The organism is Robiginitalea biformata HTCC2501, from assembly GCF_000024125.1.
Classification (GTDB): Bacteria; Bacteroidota; Bacteroidia; order Flavobacteriales; family Flavobacteriaceae; genus Robiginitalea; species Robiginitalea biformata.
The window spans coordinates 2504218-2525120 of sequence record NC_013222.1 but is presented as its reverse complement, the minus strand read 5'-3'; the positions used below and the strand labels follow the sequence as shown (position 1 = coordinate 2525120).

Sequence of the window (20903 nt, the reverse complement as noted above, 5' to 3'; positions counted from 1 at the left end):
GTTTTGTATCTTTAAGAAAAGCGTTTGAAATGAAGTCCCTGATATCGCTGGCGCTCTGCCTGGGCGTACTGAAAGGGCTCTGGGGGCAACCCGACTTCCCGCAGCTCCGGCAGCGGATGGTACGGGAACAGCTCCAGTCCCGCGACATTGTAGAAGGCTCGGTCCTGCGGGCCTTGCGCAAGGTTCCCAGGCATTTGTTTGTCCCGGAAAAATACCGTGCTGAGGCCTATTCGGACACCCCCTTGCCAATCGGGGAGGGGCAGACCATTTCACAACCCTACATGGTGGCCTTTATGACCCAGGCACTGCGCCTCAAGGGCAGCGATAAAGTATTGGAGATCGGGACGGGATCCAGCTATCAGGCAGCTGTTTTGGCTGAACTGGTAGATTCCGTCTATACCATTGAGATTGTGGAGCCCCTGGGAGAAGCAGCCGCCAAGAGGCTGCAGGCGCTTGGATACGAAAACATTCAGGTGCGTATCGGGGATGGCTACCACGGTTGGCCCCGGCAGGCGCCGTTTGATGCCATCATCGTAACCGCTGGAGCGGAAGCGCTTCCTCAGCCCCTGGTAGACCAGTTAGCCGAAGGCGGTCGGATGGTCATTCCGGTCGGTCCGCATCAGGGGGTCCGCGACCTGGTGCTTCTGCGCAAGAAGCGCAATGGAAAACTCGTTCGGGAGTCGTTGATGCCTGTGCGATTTGTACCGTTTACACGCGAAAATTGAATCAAATCATCCCGAGATCAGTGAAAATCGCCGGAAATTCCATAAAAAAGGTATAAAAAAGGGGATTTTTTCGTCTAATGCGTTTAGAGCCACTACCTTTGCAGCTTATTAGGAAATATTCTGCATTTAAAATTGAATTATGAGTAAAGTTAAAGCGAATGATATGGTCCGGGTGCACTACACCGGAAAACTGACCAACGGGGAGGTATTTGACAGTTCCCTCGAGCGGGAGCCCATGGAGGTGAAACTCGGCGAGGGCAGCCTGATCCCCGGTTTCGAAAAAGGCCTCGTGGATATGGAGGTCAACGAAAAAAAGACCATTACCATTCCAAAAGAAGAAGCATATGGCGAAATCCGGAAAGAGCTTTTCCAGGCCGTACCGAATTCCGAACTGCCTGAAAACATCAAGCCGGAAGTAGGCATGGGGCTCGTGGCCCGCGGACAAGACGGTTCCGAGCGGCAGCTCCGTGTAGCCGAGGTCAATGAAGACAATATTGTTGTGGATGCCAACCACCCGCTGGCCGGTCAGGACCTGGTCTTTGACCTGGAAGTGGTCGCCATCATGTAATGAGTGATGCTCCGGTGGCTTACGGCCGCCCGGATACATTTACGACGATCGCATAAACCCCGGGATGGCCCGGGGTTTATTTTTTTATTTGCAATATTGGGCGAGCTATCTGCATTACTGGGCGAGCCGGGCAAAGAAGGCTTTTGCATCCTCCAGGCCTTCCAAACCAAAAATCCAGCAGGTCTCGGACACATCCGAGAAATCGAGCCCGCCGGCCGCAATCGATTTATTCAGGTACCGGCCGGATGCTCCGTTGTAGCGGTTGGCGATTGCCTGGGCGCTTTCCCACAGCGCCACGAGTTCCGGGTCACTCAACTGTTCCCGCCAGGCTATCGCCTGGTCCTTCCGGAAACCGGGGGTCCCGTTCCCTTCTGCATTGCCGTCGGGTATTTTCCGATAATCCGTATGCTCCCTGACATAGGCCAGGCTTTCCGGGGAGGTAACCCGCTCGTTCCAATCGCTGTGCTGGACAATATGAATCCGGGACCGCGTGTCGATCTGCGGGTTTCGCTGCCGGACCTGGCGGACAAGAGCCGCTGAAAAGTCGGACTGGCCGGCTTCGGGAATCCAGATGTCCCCGCCCCGGCTTAGGGTGCCTGAAACGACGGCGTACACCTCCAGCAGGGCCTTCCCGAAATCGGCATGCGCATCCGACCAATGGGTGCCAAAAGCGGCTTCAAAGAGCTCCTCAGCCGGCACATAAAGGCCTTCCTGAACCCCGTATGCACCCGCAACTGCATGGTATCTGACTTCCCTGAAATCCGGGTGCCGCAACAGGGTGGCCGTAGCCGCAACGCTATGTACGTCGTCTACATCCGTTTTACAGTCAAAATGGGCGAGCAACAGGTCGTTTTCGAGGTCAAAATCCGGACGCGGCGCCGTTTGGGCGCATCCAACCTGGGCGTATAAAAGCCCGATAACTGCTATTATCTTAAAAATCAGTCGGTTCATTTGTGAATCTTTTTCCGAATATAGCGAAAGGCTTTTAATCGCGTAATGTTTTCGATTGGGTTGGAGAATGTAGGCATAGTTACTTAGTTTTGCCCCGTGAAACGCCTGACCCTTCATCTTCTGGCCTTTATGGCTGTCCTGACGCTGGGAACCTCGCCTTTGGGTGCCCAGACCTTGCAGGAATATTCCGGCCCACTGGAAGTAGGCAGTTACAAAGGTCGTGCCCAATATCAATACCGGGTCGATTCCGGGGATACCATCCTGGACGGCGCCTTCCGATTCAGCCGGTCGAATTTGCAATCCCTGCTTCAGGAATCGGATACCTCATTTTCCGTTTCGGGGGCTTTTTCCGGGAATAATCCCCGGGGTCCCTGGCAATTCCGCTTTGGAACCTACCGCTCGGACAGTATTACCGATGTGGTGGGCCTGCAGTATACCCTGAAAGTCAGCGGGGTACAACACGAGGCCTCCGGCACCCTGGTTTCGGGCAGGCCGGACGGTCAATGGGTTCATACGGTAAGCCGGATAACCGGATCTGAGGTGGCACGGGAATTATTCAGAAGTTCAGTTTCCTACCGCAATGGGGTTCCCCAGCAGAGTTTTCGGTTGCGGGACACCACAGACATCCTGGTTGGCCGATTTCTTCGCAACGGCCTGGCCCACGATACCTGGACGCTGTATTCCGATGCGGGTGCCGGGGTAGGCGAGGAGTGGGTATTCGACGAAGGCCGACTGCGGTATATCGATGTTAGCAGGGGCGCCTCATCTGAGCGCATCCCGGTCTGGAGTCAGTCCTTTGCAAATTCCCGAGCCATCGATCTCGATGCGCGCTTTCTGAAACTTATACAACTGAATACCCCCACGACCGATATTTCAAGTGGGAAGGTGAACAGGTTATTGACCCGGAATAATCACTATTACAGCCGCATCGACACGATACTCTCGGCACTGGGGAATTCGGACTACCGCCCGGGTTTCCGCGTTCGGGTGCCGTGGTTTCCTTTGAACCCTGCAGATTCCACACGCGTTAGCCGACTCCGGCGGGATATCCCGGTCGCCGCCCGGATTGCCCGGGAATTATTGGATAATGCCGGATTGAAAATATTGGAGCGCTCCAATTCAGAAGTGGGTTTTTTATTGGAGGTAACCCGTATGTTTAAAAGTGATTATATAGATCCATCTGAATCACTACTTGAATATATTGAGATGGGGATTCTCGAATATGTCCCCCGGGATCAACTCATCTCCGGGCTCTGGGCGGGAAGCCCCCCGGGCAGGATTGGGGAGGTGCCCACCGATACGACAACGGAGTCACAGAATTACCGGGATACTGATGAAGTGGAGCTGGGGACACCCTCCAATACGCTGGAATACCTGGCCAACCTGGTGGGATACGCCAGGGGAAACCTGGAACGTATCGAAGAACTCCTGACCGCACGCCTGAATGCCGAGCGGCAGGAGCAGGAATTCGCCCGTACTGAGGAACGCCTGATTGTCCTGATCGATGACCTGGAAGCCCTGGCAGATTCATTGGTCCCTGGGAGTACCGTACAGGAGCATCAGGCCCTGGTAGCCATCCGGCGAAGCGCTGAGAACCGGCTGAGGGTGTATTCCTCGATGGACAGCGCCCGGGAGAAACTGGCTTACGGCACGGATCTCCTCGGCTGCCTGGGAGCCCTGGACAGCCTGGCCAAAGAAATCTACCGGTTGCCCGAAAGGCGACAGGCTATTCAGGAGGCCTACACGGACCAGGTCTGGAATCCTTTTACGGCCACGCTGATGGAGGAATCGGTCAAGAAACGGATTACCACGGCCTATACGGATGTGCTTATCCCGGAAACCCTCAGGCGTATTGATCCTGAAATTAGCTGCGAATATGCGGAGGCAGCCGGGAATTTCCTGAAATCCGCCTTTAGCCGCATTGTGAAACTCCGGGACGAAGACACTTCCCGATTGGAACGCAGGCTCCGGAGGGAAAACGACCCGGCCATCGTCGCCGAACGACTGGAATTGGCTTTTCCCGAAAAAAACCTGCAGGAATGACCGGACTGAGAAACTCCATATTTTCGGTCCTGGTCCTGGTTGTCACCGGGATTGCCGCAGTGCGCGCGCAGGAGGATGTCATTCTCCCCGAAACTTCGAAATACAAAGAGCCGGTTTCCAAAGTATGGGTGAACACCTACGGGAATATCCGGATTTCCAAACGGCTGTTCTGGGTGGCGCAGACACACTTCCGGTTCCAGGAAACCGAAAACACGCCCTTTATCGGGCAGGTCGGACAGGTCTACAACCGGCATGCAATCGGGTATATCTACAACAAGAGTTTCAATGCAGCCCTCGGGGGGGTGCTCCGCATCAATTTCAACACGGACGAGGCTTCGGAAGACCGGAAAGTTGTGCCGGAATGGCGCATCTGGCACCAGTATCAATTCGCCATGCCGGTTTCCACTTTCATGGTATACCACAGGATCCGTATCGAACACCGCTGGACCCAGGGGTTTGCAGACAACAGCGAATACATCTTCCGCAACCGCTGGCGGTATATGCTTCGGTTGAAAATCCCATTGAACAAACCAAAGCTGGCCCCCGGAGCGTGGTACGTGGCCCCGGAAAGCGAGCTGATCATGCAAAGCGGCAAGGAGGTCGTGGCCAGCCCGATGGAAGATTTGCGGATTACCACCACCCTGGGGTATATCCTCACACCGAGGCTGACCGTTGCTGCAGGGTTGATGTATTCCCAGGGCCAGGACCTGGTGAATGGGGGAAATTATAAGCAGAACTGGACAATTCGCTGCCACCTGTATTTTTCACCCGATTTCCGGAAGGTTCGAAACAAATTGCCTGAAATCCACCTGACCGACTAGCACCTGTTGCCCTTGCAAACAAGCCCTTGTAAACCTGATAGACGTGAACGATAAAGTCCGAATCCAACGAAAAATCATCTACGGCATGCTGGCCGCCGTCATCCTGCTACTGACTGCCGGCCTGATCTTAACGGTGAGCCAGGGGGAAAAGATCGCCGACATGAAAGAACGCCTCGCGCAGCAAGACAGCGCGCTGTCGCTGGTCAACCGGCTGAGCCGGATTGACTCCCTGGCCGGACAGGGCGACTATCGCGGGGCCGCAGAAGCTTACGACCGGGAACTACAGACCATGGGGACCGATAGCCTGGGCGTGGCCCTTCGCAGGGACCTGGCCCGGCAACTGGATCGCCTTAGCCGGATCCACATGGCCGGGGAACAGGTTCGTGACAGCCTGGCGGGCCTCGCCGGGGTGGCAGACAGCATTTCGCAGCTGGGCAGGGAACTCCGCAACAGCGATTCCCTTTCGTTTGCACTGGAAAAGGCCCGCGTGCAGATTGCAGGCCTTCGGCAGCAGCTCCAGCGTAAATCCCTGGGAGAATACCTGACTTTTACGAGCTCCAAAGGGAACCCCCTGCACTATGTGGGCCAGGTTGCCAATGGCCAGGCCAATGGCTATGGGGTGGCCATCCTGGACACCGGCAGCCGCTACGAAGGGGAGTGGCAGGACAATCTCCGCCACGGTCGGGGGGCCTTTTACTGGCAGGATGGCGAATACTACGTGGGTGAATTTAAAAACGACCGCCGCAGCGGTCAGGGCACCTATTACTGGCCGAATGGTGAAAAATTCACCGGAACCTGGGAGAACGACCGCCGCAACGGGCCCGGAACATTTTACAACGCGGAAGGGGAGGTGGTAGCCAGCGGCACCTGGAAGGACGACAAGTTGGTGGAGGAGGAGTAACCGCCTGGATTTTTGCCTATTTTTAGGCAAACCAACCGCTATGAACCCGCGCAGGCATTTCCTGAAAAAAGGTGCATTGGCCACCCTGTCACTGCCGTTCCTGTCTTTTGATAATTCCCGCAACTGGTCCCTGGAGAACCTCAGAGGAATGCCTTCCAAAGGGGAGGACTACTGGCGCCTGGTGCGCAGGCACTTCCCCTTGAAAGAAGGCCAGACCTACTTCAACAACGGCACCATGGGGCCGACGCCCGGCTATGTCCTGGAAACCATGATCCGGCACATGATGTACTGGAATACCGAGGCGGCGACGATTGATTACAAAGAGGGCTCCGGGCCCGAATTGCTGAGCGGTTATTTCCCGTACGAGGAGCTCCGCAAACGGCTGGCGGCCATCATCCACGCGGATTTCCGGGAAGTGTCCATTACGCAGAACGCCACGATGGGGATGAACTTTGTGGGGATGGGGCTCGACCTGCAGCGGGGGGACGAGCTATTAAATACGAACCAGGAACACGGGGGAGGCTTTGCCGCCTGGCAGTTGCTCGCCAGGCGCAAGGGCTGTATTTACAAACAGGCCACCCTGCCGGAGCCGGCCAACGACCCGTCGGAGGTCGTCGACGCCATCTTCCGGGAAGTCACCCCAAAAACCCGGGTGATCGCCATCCCGCATATGGTGTCGGGATACGGTACTATTTTACCGGTTCAGGAAATTTGCGCCGAAGCCCGCAGGCGGAATATTTTCACCGTCCTTGACGGGGCCCAATGCGTGGGGCATGTGCCGGTAAATGTAGCCCGAATAGGATGCGACGCCTATTATTCCAGCCTGCACAAATGGTTCCTGGCACCGCCGGGTAGCGGCTTGCTCTATATCAGCAACCGGGTGGCCGACCGGATTTGGAGTACCCTGGCCAGTTATCAATGGGACAATCAGGAGGATCACGGGTTCCGCCTGATGCAATACGGCACGGGCAATCCCGCCCAGATTGCGGGGTACGCAGCAGCCGTGGATTTTTATGAAACCATCGGGGAAGCAGCCTGGCTGGATCGTATCCGGGAACTTGGCCAGTACCTCCGCAGCGGGTTGAAGACGCTCCCGAATGTAAGGATTCATTCTTCCACTAATGAAGAAATGGCTGCCGGTATCACGACCTATTCCGTAGCGGGATACACAGGGCCTGACCTGCAACGCACGCTCTGGGAACGGGAGCGGTTACAGCCCCGTTCGGTAGGGGAGCAAATGGTACGTCATTCCGTCCATATCTACAATTCCAAAGCGGAAATCGACAAAACCCTGGAGGTCATCGAATCGCTGACTTAGCGATTGCCAGTTGCAGAACCGGATATTTCCAACAATAAACATCAGTTTATCAGCGTTTTATAATATATAATTGCGAAGCTATATAGCTTCATGTATATTTGAAGACAAATAACTGCATATGGAGCTTCGAAGGGACGTTTTCCAGGCCATTGCCGACCCGACACGTAGGGAAATCATCCAATTGGTAGCACCAGCGCCCATGGCTTCCGGGGCAATCGCGACACATTTTCCCACCGCCCGTCAAACGGTTTCCAGGCACCTGCGGATCCTGGTGGAATGCGAATTGCTCAGCCAGCGCAAAAAAGGACGCGAAATGATCTACGGCCTGAATCCGGAGAAAGTCCGTGAAATTTACGAATTCCTGAAGCCCCTGAGAAAATTCTGGGATGAACGGGCAAATACATTGGAAGTGCTTATGCAGTATTACGATACGGACGACACCCCGGATGAAAACTCCGTATTATAACTTCAGAAAGTTCGGGTATCATATGAACCCGGAACCGCTCGCTATGAAATCAACGCCTATAGCGCTTTAAAGGAACGGATACTATTTGTCCTATAATTTATATTATGTTAAATAGAAAAAAACAACCTCTCACCTCTCACTGGATTGATGGAGTTTTCCCACGTACCGGATAACATCCCGTTGCGGGCTGAAAAGCGATAGTTGTGATTGACTATTGGGGAATATATTGAGGATCAGACGGAACCTTTCATAACCTTCCCGGGCAAAAAACTCCATTTCATGGCCTTTTGGTGTACGCCTTTCCCGGAAGTCTTCAATGGATGCCTTTATATCGATACTGCCCATATTGTTGTAATTGGTAATGTTTTCGCGTGTTCCGAAATACGGCAGGTAAATTTCTACGGATTCACCATACATTCTCAAATAATACCCATCCCCCGTAAGGTTGATGTTGGTGGGTGAATTGCCCCGGGCCATCGTAAAGCCCATATTGGCTGCGCTGATGTATGCCTGGGAAGACAGCGGCATGGCGTATTTTGCGTCAAAAACAAACTCCCGGTTCTCCACCAGGTTGTCCAAACGGGCCTGCTCTTCCGCGGAAAGTGGTGCCGCCGTAGACTGGCAGCCCCCTACCAGCCAAATGATACCGGAAACCCACACGGCATACAGGGCTATATAGACAATATGACGATTGATTTTTCGCATGCATAGTGAAATTACTGCGAATACATCAAAAATTTTGCCAAATAATTATTAAAAAGCTGCCTGACAGGTTAAAAATGTAAAAAATAAGGCATTGCCGGGCTGCAGGACCCAACCTCGCGGTGGCAATCTCCATAAATACAGCCCGGTAGCTGCTCTATACACAGGTTTTTTTATTCCGGTTCCCTGAACGCCGCAGAGGTATCTGACGGTAAATACCGGGCGAGCAGGCGGGATTCCCTGCCGCGATACAGGTCGCGCATTATGCGGTACCGTTTGGATTCCGGGATATCCAGGGTATCCAGGCGGGCTTTAAATTCCTCGAGCCGGATCCTTCGCAGCGTGTTCAGCGCATGGTGTTCCGGCTGGAATTCCAGCATCTTCGGCCCGGCTTCCTCCCGGGCGCGGCGGATTGAATCCAATTGGGGCGCATGTTGCGCAAACAGGCCATGCCCCAGGCAGCAAAGAGCTGCGCAGCATATCCATTTCATTTCAATAACGTGTTCTGTCTACAAAATACTGCGCATGGACCCTATACGGAAAAAATACGGGTAAAGTCCCGATAATTACGACCTATTCCCCGATCTTGCCTTTCAGTGCCCCGGCGGCTGCTTTTCCGAGGGAGCCTTCCGGGTCCAGCAATAGCACTCGGCGATATGCGGCACGAGCGCCTGGCCCATCTCCCTGGGCGTCCAGGACTTCCCCTTGCCGGAACCAGACCCTGGGGGAATCGGGGAAGAATTCCAGGCTGAGATCGTTTACATAGCGCGCTTCATTCAGGCGTCCGCTCTTTAACAAATTGGCTGCCGTTTGGTCAAATTCCCCTTCGAAATCAAAGAAATCGTAATTCGGGTCGGCAATCATCCGGGCCGCCTCGGAGCGCACCTTTTCGACTTCACCTCCCATAAACAGCCGGGTCAGGTGGGCCATGGGGTCGCGGATAAATGTAGAATCATTAAAGGCGAGGGCCGCCTGCAGCGCAGGGTCCTGGTTGGTTCGATACTGTTCAAAGGTCATTCCCGTTGCAATATGCGGGGCCAGCCATTCGGCGTTTTCCCATTGGGGCTTGTCCTGCCACCAGGCAAAAGACAAATAGGCGTTGATTCCGGAATGCGGCAGGGTCACCGGCCGGTTGTCCCCGTAGAAATTCACGTTTTCGCTGGTAGGCTCCCCGACGAAAACCGCATGGGTATAGGTGCTGAGTTCATTCACCAGGTTCATACAGGCCGAAAATGTCCGCCGGCCGATGATCACCATGAATTTCCCGGGCGCATCGATTTTGCTCCGGATGACCCCGGTGACAATCGGTTTGTTCTTGTAGTTGTTCCCTCCGCCGTTAAGCCGGACATCCAGGATGAGCTTATCCACATCGTTCTCCTCGATAAACCGGAACAGCCGGTTATAGAAAGTGGGTATATCCTCCGTTTCGTCATCCTGGATCTGGCTGTGCCGGACATAGACCGCTTTTTCAGCTGGCAGGTATTCAAAATAATAGATCCTTTCCAGGTTTTTAAGATACAAAGGGGTCTCCGACACGTCCCGGGATTCCACCCAATCCTCCCCCGGAACCACCATGCCGTACTGCCTCGGGAAGCGTTCGGCGGGAATAGCGGTAACCACTGCATCCATCAGTTTGCCCTCCTTTTCGAGGTGCAGTGTTATGTCCGTCTTCAACTCGGGGATCACCCCCTGGGCGTGCAGGAATTCCGGAAAAGTCAGGTAATGGAGTCCGTAGGCCTTAACGTATTGGGAGTTTTCGGCAGGGACTACCGGCAGCATGAGTTCCTGGACCTTTGCAACCGGCACCCCCTCGATGGCGAGCAAGCGGGCGCCTGCCAAAGCCTCGTAGTTCCGGTGGACCCCCTGCAGGTAGATGCCGTCGTCGTACTTATAGAGTACCACGGGAAGCTGGTGGTAGGGCACTTTTCCCTCCCAATAGCCCAGGGAAGTATGCCCGTATTCAAAAGAGGCTACAATCCGGGCGAGACCCACCATAATTTCATGGGGGGCCATACCCGGAATCCCGCGGTGCAGTTCGGCAACGGCAGCATCGAAGGCCTCCGGGGTCGTTTTTTTAAACAAAAACGGATAATCGGCATGAACGGTCTGCTGAAGAAACTCCAGGTCTTCCTGCCATTTTGCCGGGGACATTTCCGACGCGGCCGGCTGCTGGTGCTGTGCATACAGCGTGGCCTGGAGAGTTAACAGAAGGCTCGCGAAAATAATTTTTATCCGGGTTTTCATAATAGGTGGTATGGGTTCTCGTTCATTAGAAGGCAAATTGAGCCATTTGTTACACTCTCGGGGGATGCCTATCTTGCCCGAATTCTCACACCGATGAAAAAACTCCTTGCCGGCATTTGTTTATTCCTGGCCTTTTACGGGCACGGGCAGGAATATGTGGATGTCCTGAATTTGAGTTACGGGATTTCCCCGGAAACCGGCTATGAAGCCGGCCCGGGCGAAACCCGCATCGACCATGCCGACCTGAATTTGTTCATGCCCATCCCCCTGTCGGAGAAGACTGCGCTGATTACCGGGGCCCTGGGTACCCTGAACCGACTGAAACCCTACCCCGGCTCCGAATCCATGGCATTATACAACCTGGGGGGGTTACTGGGCCTGAATATCGAACACCCTAATTACTGGTCCACCCTTCACCTGCTAATCCCCCGTCAATCCTCTTCCTTCCAGTACGGCCGGACAAAATTCCAGCTGGGTACCCTGCAACTGGTTCAGAAAAAACTGGCGACTCACAAGAATTTTAGTTTTGGCTTTTATATGAACACCGAAGAATACGGGATCATGTTTGTGCCTATCGGGGGGTACTATTACCGCCATCCGGACGATTTATGGGAGTTCAGCGCCCTGTTGCCGTCGCGGGGGGATATCAACCTGAGAATTGTGCCCCGGTTGCGTGCCGGACTGACTTTTGACGGGCTCGGGAGTTCGTTCCCCATCGAGAATGCGGACTTCGGGAAGGCTTACGTACAAAGAATTTCCAACGACCTGAGCGCGTACCTGCAATACCGCCTCACCCCCTCGCTGATTTTTGCGGTGCGCAGCGGATACTCCTTAAACCGCTCTTATCGGATCTATGCCGCCGATGACAAGGTGGCCATATCGATTGCCAATATTTTTATCCGCGATCCGCGAACCGTCCTGAATGAATCCATTCGAGGCGGGTTTTTATTCAATTTCCGCTTTACATACCGCTTCCACCTGACTCCTGAGAATTAGTGGTTTGCTGCTTCCGCCTCTCCTCTGCAAATTGGTATTTTGCTGCTTGTAAGCCCTATTTGGTCGGCGCTGCCCCCTGGTCCGCGTCCGGATATCCGGAAGGAACTTCCCGGATTACGCGGATGCGCACCGACTTGCTGATGGGGGTCTGGCTCCCCGCCGCAAAGCGGTTATTCGGAACCAACGGGTTGGTTTCCGGAAAATAGGCGGCCGCACAGCCCTTTGGGATTTTATAGGGGATTGCAAGGAAATTGCGCACTTCGCGGATTTGTCCGTCGTAGGTGCTGGTAATGCGAACCACCTCCCGGGGTTGGAGGCCCCGTCCCGCCAAGTCCTCCGGGTGCATGAGGATCACGCGTCGTTCGTTGTAGATACCCCGGTACCGGTCGTCCATGCCGTAAATGGTCGTATTGAACTGGTCGTGGGAGCGGATGGTCATCAGCAGCAATTCGTCCGGTGCCAAATGGTGCTCCGGCAAGGGGTTGCAGGTGATTTGCGCTTTGCCCCCGGGCAGGCTGCTGAAATCGAGATCCCGAACATTGTTGGGCAGGTAGTATCCGGCGCCTTCCGAGCGCCGGGACGTATCCTTGAACCCCTTGGCCACCCGGTCGATGGCACTTCGTATTTTTCCGTAGTCCGAGCCAAATTCCCCCCAGGGTACCGGATGTCCCTCCCCCAGGCAGGTAGCCGCCATATCGGCAATGATTCGCGGTTCGCTTTTTAACTCCGGGGAAGCGGGCCGGAGGATGCCCTTGGTCCGCCTTACCCGGCCCATGGAGTTTTCCACAGTGAGGAAGTCCTTCCCCCCTCCTGCCTCTTCTTTCTCAGAGCGCCCCAACGTAGGAAGGATCAACGCCGTACGTCCGGTTACCAGATGACTTCGGTTGAGTTTGGTACTAATCTGGACGGTCAGGTCGCACTGCTGCAGGGCCCTGGCGGTATAATCCGTGTCCGGGGCCGCCATCAGGAAGTTGCCGCCAAGCGCCATAAATACCCTGGCCCGGCCTTCGTGCATGGCGCGGATGGATTCCACTACATCCCACCCCTTCTTGCCGGGAGGTTCAAACCCAAGGTGTTCTTTGATCCGGGCATTCAGTTCCCGGTCAACAAAATGCTGGATCCCCACAGACCGGTCGCCCTGGACGTTGCTGTGCCCGCGAACCGGGCAGGTGCCCGCAAATGGTTTTCCCAGGGAACCTTTCAGCAATAAGAGGTTTACGTATTCCCGGATGGTAGCCACCCCATTCTGGTGCTGGGTGATTCCCATGGCCCAGCAGATAATAATATTTTTGGATGTGGCCAGCCAATCCGCGCCCCGGCGTACGGACTCCGGGTCTACGCCTGTGCGGGCAATCAGGTCTCCGATTTGATAGTTTTGCAAATCTTCCTGTAAAGCTTTAAATCCTCTGGTGTAAGAACTTATAAAACTGTCGTCTAACACATTCTCGCCTTTGGTGTGCCGTTCGAGCAACAGTTTGAGCCAGGCCTTGACCAGTGGGATGTCCTGGTTGATCCGGACGGGAAGGTGCAGGTCCGTTAATCCGGTACCCCTTCCCAGGATGCCTGAGGCTTTTTGGGGGTTTCTGAACCGGATTAAACCCGCTTCCTCCAGGGGGTTGATGCTGATGATCCGCCCGCCCCGCGCCTTGCATTTTTCAAGTGCCGAAAGCATCCGCGGGTGGTTGGTTCCCGGGTTCTGGCCGGCAACCAGGACCAGGTCGGCCCCGTAGAGGTCTTCCAGTTTGACGCTCCCCTTGCCGATGCCCAGCGTTTCTCCCAGGGCTACCCCGCTGGATTCATGGCACATATTGGAACAGTCCGGAAGGTTGTTGGTACCCAGTGCCCGGGCAAACATCCCATAGAGGAAAGCCGCTTCATTACTCGAGCGGCCGGAGGTGTAAAAAATGGCTTCATCCGGGCTGATGAGGCCATTGAGCGACCCGGCGACCAGTTGGTTGGCTTCCTCCCAGGTCACGGGCTGATAGTGGCTCGAGCCTTCCCGAAGGATCAGGGGTTCGGTGAGCCTGCCAAGGGCATTGAGCTCGTAGTCGCTCCGGCGGGATAGCTCGGCTACGGAATACTTCGCAAAAAATTCGGCGCCGATCCCTTTTCTCGTGGCTTCGTCCGCCAGGGCCTTGGCCCCGTTTTCGCAGTATTCCGCAACCCTGGAGGGTTTTTCGGGGTCCGGCCAGGCGCAACTCGGGCAATCGAAACCGTCTTGCTGGTTCAGGCTAAGCAAAGGCCTTACCGATCGCAGCACTCCCATTTCGCGAAAGCTGTGTTCCAGGGCTTTGCCGATTGCGGGGATGCCCGCAGCGTATTCCTTCGGAGGCTCCAGCCGGAGCCCGGTGAATGCTTCCGGGCCGCGAACCCGGACGCCTCTTGGGGGCTGTTCTTCCATATCGAAAGATACGATTTCTGCGTTTTTCGGGGCGCGTCCCGGCCAATCGGGCGCGTTTTGCTGCGACCAGGCTCCCCCCACTCCGTCTGCTGCCGTATCTTTGAGGAAAAGAAAAGTATGAAAAACCTGCTTCGGGCCATCCTGGCCGGTATAGGCGCCAAGAAAATCGGCGGGGGCAAATGCGGGTGCATTGGCACCATCGTTGTATTCCTGATACTCTATTGGCTTCTGGGTTATGTGTTTGAGGTCTTCTAGACCCGGTTGGACAACGTAATCCCTTCAGGCGAAAAATTCGAAACCCATCGGGGAATCCCTACCTTTAACCACATGGAAAACAACCGCGGGAACCACACGGAGTTTATCGCCCTGATGGCGGCACTCATGTCGATCGTGGCCCTCGCCCTGGACGCCTTATTGCCGGCACTCGACATCATCGGTATTGCCGTTGGGAATTCGGATCCCGCCGCCAACCAGTTGCTGATTACCCTGTTTTTTCTCGGAATGGGCACCGGCCCGCTTCTTTTTGGCCCAATCTCGGACAGCGTGGGGCGCAAGCCCGTGGTCTATATCGGTTTTGCAGTCTTTATCGGCGCGAGTGCACTCTGTGTATTTGCCAGGAGCCTCGAATGGATGATCGTAGGCCGGATCCTCCAGGGGATGTCCCTTTCCGCTCCCCGGACCATCAGCATTGCCATGATCCGGGATCGCTTCAGTGGCGACTATATGGCGCGCATCATGTCATTCGTTACGGTGGTTTTTATTTTGGTCCCCGTGGTGGCGCCCGCCTTCGGCAAGCTGGTGCTCGACACATTGGGCTGGGAGGCTATTTTTTATCTGCAGGTGGTATTCAGCCTCCTGGTGTCCCTCTGGTTCTGGAGGCGTCAGCCGGAAACCCTCCCCCGGGAAAACCGGAACACCTTCCGTTTCAATCGCATATTCAGCGGTTTTAGGGAAGTACTCGCCTACCGCCGGACCATGTTATTTACATTGATCTGGGGGTTTATTACCGGCTCGTTCCTGGTGTACCTGAGCACTTCCCAGCAAATTTTTGAGGTGCAGTACCGGATGCCGGAAATGTTCCCGTATCTGTTTGCCGGGCTGGCCATCACCATCGGTACGGCCACGCTGATCAACGGCTGGCTGGTGGTCCGGTTTGGTATGCGTCGCCTGATCACCGTCTCCCTGGTGGGCTTTACATTGAATTCCCTGTGCTACGCCCTTTTATTTGCCAATGGGAACAACCCGCACATGGCCTTTTTAATGGTATTCCTGGCCCTGCAATTCTTTACCGTCGGCTTCCTGTTTGGAAACCTTCGATCCATGGCGATGGAGCCCCTGGGCCATATTGCCGGAATCGGCGCTGCGATCACCGGGTTCATCGCCACGCTGATGTCCGTGCCCATCAGTGCGTGGATCGGCAGTTTTGTGGTGACATCCGCCCTGCCGCTCTTCCAGGGATTCTTTATCTGCGGGGCCTTGTCGCTGGTTTTGCTCACCTACAGCAATTACCGTATGAGGCGCGGCCGGCGACTGGCCCGCTAGCCATGGGAATTTTTGCACGAACCTGCCGGGATTTCGTTAAAAAGACAACACCGCTGCGGATTGAGCCGCGGCAATTGCACGGGATGTGTATCTTTGCGCTAAATTGGAATGGCATATGCTGATATGGGTCCTTTTTATAGCCCTGATAGTTATTTTTCTTGCCCTGGACCTGGGCGTCTTCAACAAAACAGACCACATCATCCGCTCCAAGGAGGCCGCTGCCTGGACAAGCCTCTGGGTCTCGGTGGCCCTGGGGTTCAGCGGGGTGGTCTACTGGTTGTTTTCCGAAGGGATGGTGGACAACCCCACCGGGCTGACACCAGGCAATGCAATGCTCAAATACATCACGGGGTACCTCATTGAACTCTCCCTGAGCATCGACAATGTTTTTGTGATCGCCGTAATCTTCTCCTCTTTCTCTATCCCCCCTATTTACCAGCACCGCGTATTGTTCTGGGGAATCCTGGGGGCCATTGTTTTTCGGGGGATCATGATCATTTTCGGAGTGGCTTTGATCAATAAATTCGATTGGATTATTTACGTTTTCGGGGTGTTCCTGCTGTATACCGCCTATAAAATGCTCCGTTCCCACGAGCAGGAGTTCGACCCGAAGAAATCGCTGGTGTTCCGACAGGTAAAAAGGATTTTTCCGGTAACCTCCCGGACACACGGACACGATTTTTTTATCCGGCGCATGGGCATCCGGGCGGCCACCCCCCTGTTTGTCGCCCTGGTAGTCATTGAACTCACCGATATCCTGTTTGCGCTTGACAGCATCCCGGCCATCCTGGCCATTACGGCCGACCCCTTCCTGGTATTCAGTTCAAACATCCTGGCCATCCTGGGACTGCGTTCCATGTATTTCTTAATATCCCGGATGCTGCAGAAATTCCGGCATATCAATTACAGCCTGGTGGTGATCCTGGCCTTTGTGGGCCTGAAAATGTTATTCGCCCACCAGGTGGAAGTGCCCGAGTGGATTTCCCTCTCGGTCATTGTGGTCAGCCTGGCAACTGGGATCCTGACATCTGTTTTGACCTCCGACAAAACAAACGGCGAACTGCCGGGACCCGGCGGGGAAGATTCCGGCCCGGAGAAGGATCAACCGGCGGGCTGAATCAAATCCGGGCGTCCCGGATATACGCAAAGGTATCGTGCTGCAGTTTACTGAAAACTTCCTGAAGTTGCTGCGGCACGGAGCGGTTGTCCAGTTGCCGGCAGGCCGATTCGAACGATCGCAATCGTTCGGTCAGGGAATTGCGGATTAAGAATTGCTGCTCCGTTTTGGGTTCGCAGTGGTAGCCTGCGATCAGGGCGCGCAGATGCCCGGCTTCGCGAAGTAACCGCTTGATCCGCTCGCTTCCCGGAATGCGGCTATCCCTGGTGCCGGATGGATGTGTGAACGCAGACATATACTGGAAGTGTTAGGATTGCCATGTATAAAAGTTACGAATTTTCGGCCTTGTCCGGACTTCCTAACATAAGGATTTCCCTTACTTATCTTTTCGTTAACGCAAAGAGGGCTTCTGCAACTTGCAATCCGGTACATTTTACCAGGCGGAATATTTGGAAAAGGCCCCCCGGGAATGTATCTTACTCATAAATACTGCATATGGATATCAATTTTGAATACGATGGGGTCAAGGCGAGCCTGAGACTCGAGCAAATGGCTGGTAAAAAGGTCGAAAAAATGGTCGATAAATACGATTTTATCGTACGGGCCGATATCTTTTTCAAAAAGGAAAACACCTCAGAACCCGATACGGGTAAAATCTGCAATATCCGTTTGAGCATTCCCGGGCCGCGGTTGTTTGCGGAGGCAAGCACGGGAAGCTACGAGGCTTCTATTGCCGAGGCAGCCGATGATTTGGAACGGCAACTCCGAAAGCGGAAGGAAAAAATGAAAAACCGGTAACTGCCGGATGATTAATCTATTAAAATGCAATGAGCGTTTTGGCAACTGACGACAAGCAGCTTACACTGATCTACAATTCGGAAACCCGATTGGGAAAACAGGCTTTGGGATATCTCCAGGGCTCCAACAAGGCGATTCAGGACCTGGATATTTCCAAAACAAAACTCGGCAATACGCTTTGGGTAAGTTTGCAGGATCGGCTGGACAAACCGTTTGACGAGTTGCTGGCTTTGGATCATCCGGATGCCCCGGATACCGGAAGCGGGAACCTGCATCCGGATGACTGGCTGAAGATGCTCAACGAGAACCCCGTATTGTTGCAGTACCCGATTGTGGTAAGCGGGGATCGCATCGGGCAGCTCAGTACCCCGTCGGAACTCGTACAATTCTTCGAGGCGAATTCCGCCGGCCTGGACGAATCCTAGCCGCGCTCCCTGAAGGGACTGTTCATCGGCCTTCAGGGGTTGTTTAACTTGGAATCAATAACCCCCAGCGCATCGGCCACGGTGGCCATTTCCTGCATATCCGCATCTTCCAGCCGGATATCAAACCGATCCTCAACATCCAGGACGATATCCACCAGGTGGGCCGAATTGATATTCAGATCTGCCACCAGGCGGCTGTCCGGACCCACCGTGTCCGGATCCACATCTTCGGGCAAATATGGCCGGATAATTTGCTGCAGGGTTTCATAGTGCGGGTGTGTTTTCATGTGCGGACGTTCTTGGATTCAGGGTTCATACCGTCTAAAAATAATACATGCATTGACATCGCCGAAGCCAAAGCTGGCTTTTGCCAGATAATTCAGGGCTGCAGGCCGGCTCGCCACCGGGACCCGGGTACGGTCTATGCGCGCGGCGATTTCCGGGTGCAGGTCCTGGGCATTCGTGTTGCCGAACACCTCCTGGTCTGCCAGCTGCAGGACGGACGCCACGGCTTCCATGCTTCCCGATGCCGCCAGGCCGTGGCCCAGCAGGTCCTTACAGGAGTTGATAAACGGAAAATCGCTGCCGGACCGGCCCAGGGCAGCAGACCACCCGTCGATTTCTTCCGGGTCCCGGGCCGTGGCCGTCAGGTGCCCGTTGATCAGGTCGATGGAACCGGCGTCTACCCGACTATCGGCCAGGGCTCCCCGGATACACCGCAGCACGCCTCCGGCATTGGCTGCCGTCATCGTACCTCCTCCCCGCTGGCCCCCGCTGTTGACGGCTCCCCCCAGGATTTCCGCATATATGCGGGCTCCCCGGGCATTTGCACTTTCCAGGGATTCCAGAACCAGGGCACCGGCTCCCGAACCGGGAACAAATCCCGACGCGGTGGCCGACAGCGGCCGGCAGGCAGCTTCCGGTACCGCGGGGTCCGCCGATGATAAAATACGCATCGCGTCAAACCCACCCCAGATGTACGGTCCCGAATCGGAGCAACTCCCCGCAAGCATGCGCTCGGCACGACCATTGCGAATATGCCAACAGGCAAGTAGCAAGGCCTCGGCACCTGTGCTGCAGGCCGAGGAATTTGCCCCGGACCAGTTCCCGCACCCGAGTTTCCCCGACAGCCAGGCACTCGCCCCGCTCGCCATAATCTGAGGGACGGTAGTACTGCCCAGGCGGCGCACTTCGTGGGCATCGATACGGTTAACTGCCGCCCGGAACGTGTCTGCCCCCAGCAGGCCGGTCCCGAAAAGCACCCCGGAATCCCAATCCGGCTCGTCCGATCCCTCCGGATACAGGCGGGCGTCCTCCCAGGCCTCCATACCCGCCAGCGCTCCGTAAATCAGGCCGGATGCCGTCAGACCCCGCCGCTCCAGGCTCGTAAAGGTAGTTTCGAGGACCTCCGCGGGAATTTCCGGGGCGGCTCCCATCGTACATCGAAATCCCAACCGGTCGAGTTCGGCAATATGCCGAATCCCGCTCGTTCCGAGCCGCATAGCCTCCCGGAACCCCGCTGTGCCTATAGCATTGGGGGCGCATATACCCAGCCCGGTAATCACGACGCGTCGGTTCATGCAGCAGAATTTATTAGCATTCCCGATAACCGGCCTTTACACGCCAAACGCCCGTCCGTCAAAAACAGCCGGACATCGCAACGCAGCTTTCCGAATCGGAAATAAAGTTTTTCGCTCACCACCCGGACAGTTTCGCCCGGGGAAACCGGCAGCAGGAATTCCATCCTGGAATCTGACAGTGCAAAGCCCGGTGCCGCCGCCGAATTACCCGGCAACCCGGAAAGGTGAATCCCCAGGCAAACCAACCCGATCTGGGCACAGCATTCGGTGAGCAGTACGCCGGGGGTAACAGGGCTGCCGGGAAAGTGGCCGGGGTAGAACCAGCTTTCGGGCCGGAATGTATAGCGGCCGGACGCCCCGGTATCAGAGACGTAATCCAATTCGTCCACAAAACGGAACGGTTCCCTGTAGGGCAATCGATTCAATATTTCCTGTAACTCGTCCTTCATCTCATCGTCCTTCACTAAAGAATACTTTGCTGCGCTGTTTAGCAGAGCCTCTCGCCTCCGTCCACGCAGAGGACATTGCCGGTTATCCAGGCCGCTTCGGGCTGACTGAGGAGGTAAACGGCGTTGGCCACATCGGCAGGCCGGGTCAGGCGGCCACTCGGGTTCCGGCGGCTTGCGCGATCCAGCAATTTCTTTACCCCGGGGATGCGCATCAGCGAATCCGTTTGGGTAACCCCTGCCTGCAGGCAATTGACGCGGATTCCCTCCGGGGCCCATTCCACGGCCATTTGGCGGACCAGGGCCTCCAGGGCAGCTTTGGCCGTTCCCACGGCCCCATAGGCCGGTAAAACCCGTTGACTTCCCTCGCTGGTAAATGCAACCAGGCAGGCTCCCTCACCCAGCATCCCGCGGCCTTTCAATTCCCGGGCCCAGTCGTAAAACGCAAAGGCCATGGCTTCCGAGGTAATGGCCAGGTCCCGCCCCGTCAGGCCGTCTGACTCCACCATACGCTTCAGGTTGCCTTTGGCAATGCTGAATACGACCAAGCCAACTTTCCGACCGGGTGTGAGCCAATCCTCGAGGGCATTGAGAAACTGGTCTCTCCCCTCCCCCCCGATGGCATCCGTATTCTGGTGCAACAAATGGGCTCCGTTGTTTTGCAATGCCTCGAAATGTTCCCGGACGGCTTCGAGGTCTTTGCGCGGGTCGCGATGAACAACCGCAACCGGATAACCGGTAGCTGCTATCTTCTCCACCGTTGCCAGGCCAAGCCCTTTACTGCCTCCGATAACCAGGGCGCAGTCTCTTGAAGTATTCATTAACATAATATCTATATGTAATTGTATACAAAGTTTTT

General features: G+C 55.4%; 23 protein-coding genes. 13 read left to right on the top strand and 10 right to left on the bottom strand.

The window, feature by feature from the left end; genetic code table 11:
* Window positions 1-29 precede the first annotated feature (29 nt).
* Window positions 30-725 (top strand): protein-L-isoaspartate(D-aspartate) O-methyltransferase, encoded by a 696-nt coding sequence (locus RB2501_RS11185; RefSeq protein ID WP_015754929.1) that lies wholly within the window; start codon window positions 30-32, stop codon window positions 723-725.
* A 139-nt stretch (window positions 726-864) separates the two neighbouring features.
* On the top strand, window positions 865-1293 hold the full coding sequence (locus RB2501_RS11180) for an FKBP-type peptidyl-prolyl cis-trans isomerase (RefSeq protein ID WP_041327213.1): 429 nt from the start codon (window positions 865-867) through the stop codon (window positions 1291-1293).
* A 114-nt stretch (window positions 1294-1407) separates the two neighbouring features.
* Here RB2501_RS11180 and RB2501_RS11175 read toward each other — a convergent pair whose 3' ends face one another.
* Window positions 1408-2244 carry a hypothetical protein gene (locus tag RB2501_RS11175; protein WP_015754927.1) on the bottom strand — a complete coding sequence of 279 codons (837 nt, stop codon included), beginning with the start codon at window positions 2242-2244 and terminating at the stop codon, window positions 1408-1410.
* Window positions 2245-2340: 96 nt separating this feature from the next.
* On the opposite strand from RB2501_RS11175, the gene RB2501_RS11170 reads away from it, so the two are divergent.
* The 5 genes from RB2501_RS11170 to RB2501_RS11150 all read left to right on the top strand — a co-directional run bounded on the left by RB2501_RS11170 (window position 2341) and on the right by RB2501_RS11150 (window position 7793).
* Complete coding sequence (locus RB2501_RS11170; protein WP_148214356.1) at window positions 2341-4287, top strand: hypothetical protein; 1947 nt, start codon at window positions 2341-2343, stop codon at window positions 4285-4287.
* On the top strand, window positions 4284-5108 hold the full coding sequence (locus RB2501_RS11165) for a DUF2490 domain-containing protein (RefSeq protein ID WP_015754925.1): 825 nt from the start codon (window positions 4284-4286) through the stop codon (window positions 5106-5108). The genes RB2501_RS11170 and RB2501_RS11165 overlap by 4 nt, the downstream gene beginning before the upstream one ends.
* A gap of 43 nt (window positions 5109-5151) precedes the next feature.
* Window positions 5152-6009 carry an MORN repeat-containing protein gene (locus RB2501_RS15880; protein WP_015754924.1) on the top strand — a complete coding sequence of 286 codons (858 nt, stop codon included), beginning with the start codon at window positions 5152-5154 and terminating at the stop codon, window positions 6007-6009.
* Between the two features lie 40 nt (window positions 6010-6049).
* Window positions 6050-7327, top strand: a complete 1278-nt coding sequence (locus tag RB2501_RS11155) for an aminotransferase class V-fold PLP-dependent enzyme (RefSeq protein ID WP_015754923.1) — start codon at window positions 6050-6052, stop codon at window positions 7325-7327.
* A 118-nt stretch (window positions 7328-7445) separates the two neighbouring features.
* On the top strand, window positions 7446-7793 hold the full coding sequence (locus tag RB2501_RS11150) for an ArsR/SmtB family transcription factor (RefSeq protein WP_015754922.1): 348 nt from the start codon (window positions 7446-7448) through the stop codon (window positions 7791-7793).
* Window positions 7794-7922: 129 nt separating this feature from the next.
* On the opposite strand, the gene RB2501_RS11145 is transcribed toward RB2501_RS11150, so the two are convergent.
* The 3 genes from RB2501_RS11145 to RB2501_RS11135 form a co-directional block, all read right to left on the bottom strand.
* A complete protein-coding gene (locus tag RB2501_RS11145) occupies window positions 7923-8498 on the bottom strand; it encodes a DUF4251 domain-containing protein (protein WP_015754921.1) in 576 nt (191 codons plus the stop codon).
* Between the two features lie 170 nt (window positions 8499-8668).
* Window positions 8669-8986 (bottom strand): hypothetical protein, encoded by a 318-nt coding sequence (locus tag RB2501_RS11140; RefSeq protein ID WP_015754920.1) that lies wholly within the window; start codon window positions 8984-8986, stop codon window positions 8669-8671.
* 82 nt (window positions 8987-9068) lie between these two features.
* Window positions 9069-10739, bottom strand: coding sequence for a hypothetical protein (locus RB2501_RS11135; protein WP_015754919.1), 1671 nt, complete (start codon window positions 10737-10739; stop codon window positions 9069-9071).
* A gap of 93 nt (window positions 10740-10832) precedes the next feature.
* Between RB2501_RS11135 and RB2501_RS11130 the strand changes: the two genes are divergently transcribed.
* Window positions 10833-11735 carry a hypothetical protein gene (locus RB2501_RS11130; RefSeq protein ID WP_015754918.1) on the top strand — a complete coding sequence of 301 codons (903 nt, stop codon included), beginning with the start codon at window positions 10833-10835 and terminating at the stop codon, window positions 11733-11735.
* Window positions 11736-11790: 55 nt separating this feature from the next.
* Here the strand turns inward: RB2501_RS11130 and RB2501_RS11125 are convergent, their stop codons facing one another.
* Window positions 11791-14136, bottom strand: a complete 2346-nt coding sequence (locus RB2501_RS11125; RefSeq protein WP_049764896.1) for an FdhF/YdeP family oxidoreductase — start codon at window positions 14134-14136, stop codon at window positions 11791-11793.
* Window positions 14137-14253: 117 nt separating this feature from the next.
* Between RB2501_RS11125 and RB2501_RS16265 the strand changes: the two genes are divergently transcribed.
* The 3 genes from RB2501_RS16265 (at window position 14254) to RB2501_RS11110 (ending at window position 16795) form a co-directional block, all read left to right on the top strand.
* The gene (locus tag RB2501_RS16265) at window positions 14254-14391 is read left to right on the top strand and encodes a hypothetical protein (protein WP_015754916.1); all 138 of its coding nucleotides are present in this window, start codon (window positions 14254-14256) and stop codon (window positions 14389-14391) included.
* Between the two features lie 72 nt (window positions 14392-14463).
* On the top strand, window positions 14464-15678 hold the full coding sequence (locus RB2501_RS11115) for a multidrug effflux MFS transporter (RefSeq protein ID WP_041327777.1): 1215 nt from the start codon (window positions 14464-14466) through the stop codon (window positions 15676-15678).
* A 115-nt stretch (window positions 15679-15793) separates the two neighbouring features.
* Window positions 15794-16795, top strand: a complete 1002-nt coding sequence (locus RB2501_RS11110) for a TerC family protein (protein WP_015754914.1) — start codon at window positions 15794-15796, stop codon at window positions 16793-16795.
* Between the two features lies 1 nt (window position 16796).
* On the opposite strand, the gene RB2501_RS11105 is transcribed toward RB2501_RS11110, so the two are convergent.
* The gene (locus RB2501_RS11105; protein ID WP_015754913.1) at window positions 16797-17090 is read right to left on the bottom strand and encodes a hypothetical protein; all 294 of its coding nucleotides are present in this window, start codon (window positions 17088-17090) and stop codon (window positions 16797-16799) included.
* Window positions 17091-17290: 200 nt separating this feature from the next.
* Between RB2501_RS11105 and RB2501_RS11100 the strand changes: the two genes are divergently transcribed.
* Window positions 17291-17593 (top strand): HPF/RaiA family ribosome-associated protein, encoded by a 303-nt coding sequence (locus RB2501_RS11100; RefSeq protein ID WP_015754912.1) that lies wholly within the window; start codon window positions 17291-17293, stop codon window positions 17591-17593.
* 29 nt (window positions 17594-17622) lie between these two features.
* Complete coding sequence (locus RB2501_RS11095; RefSeq protein WP_015754911.1) at window positions 17623-18018, top strand: arsenate reductase family protein; 396 nt, start codon at window positions 17623-17625, stop codon at window positions 18016-18018.
* A 32-nt stretch (window positions 18019-18050) separates the two neighbouring features.
* Here RB2501_RS11095 and RB2501_RS11090 read toward each other — a convergent pair whose 3' ends face one another.
* The 4 genes from RB2501_RS11090 to RB2501_RS11075 are packed head-to-tail and all read right to left on the bottom strand — an operon-like array spanning window position 18051 to window position 20865.
* Window positions 18051-18305 (bottom strand): acyl carrier protein, encoded by a 255-nt coding sequence (locus RB2501_RS11090; RefSeq protein WP_015754910.1) that lies wholly within the window; start codon window positions 18303-18305, stop codon window positions 18051-18053.
* A gap of 18 nt (window positions 18306-18323) precedes the next feature.
* On the bottom strand, window positions 18324-19598 hold the full coding sequence (locus RB2501_RS11085) for a beta-ketoacyl-[acyl-carrier-protein] synthase family protein (RefSeq protein ID WP_015754909.1): 1275 nt from the start codon (window positions 19596-19598) through the stop codon (window positions 18324-18326).
* Window positions 19595-20062, bottom strand: coding sequence for a 3-hydroxyacyl-ACP dehydratase FabZ family protein (locus RB2501_RS11080; RefSeq protein WP_238528067.1), 468 nt, complete (start codon window positions 20060-20062; stop codon window positions 19595-19597). Before RB2501_RS11080 ends, RB2501_RS11085 begins: the two co-directional genes overlap by 4 nt.
* A 23-nt stretch (window positions 20063-20085) precedes the next feature.
* Window positions 20086-20865, bottom strand: a complete 780-nt coding sequence (locus tag RB2501_RS11075; RefSeq protein WP_015754907.1) for an SDR family oxidoreductase — start codon at window positions 20863-20865, stop codon at window positions 20086-20088.
* Window positions 20866-20903 lie beyond the last annotated feature (38 nt).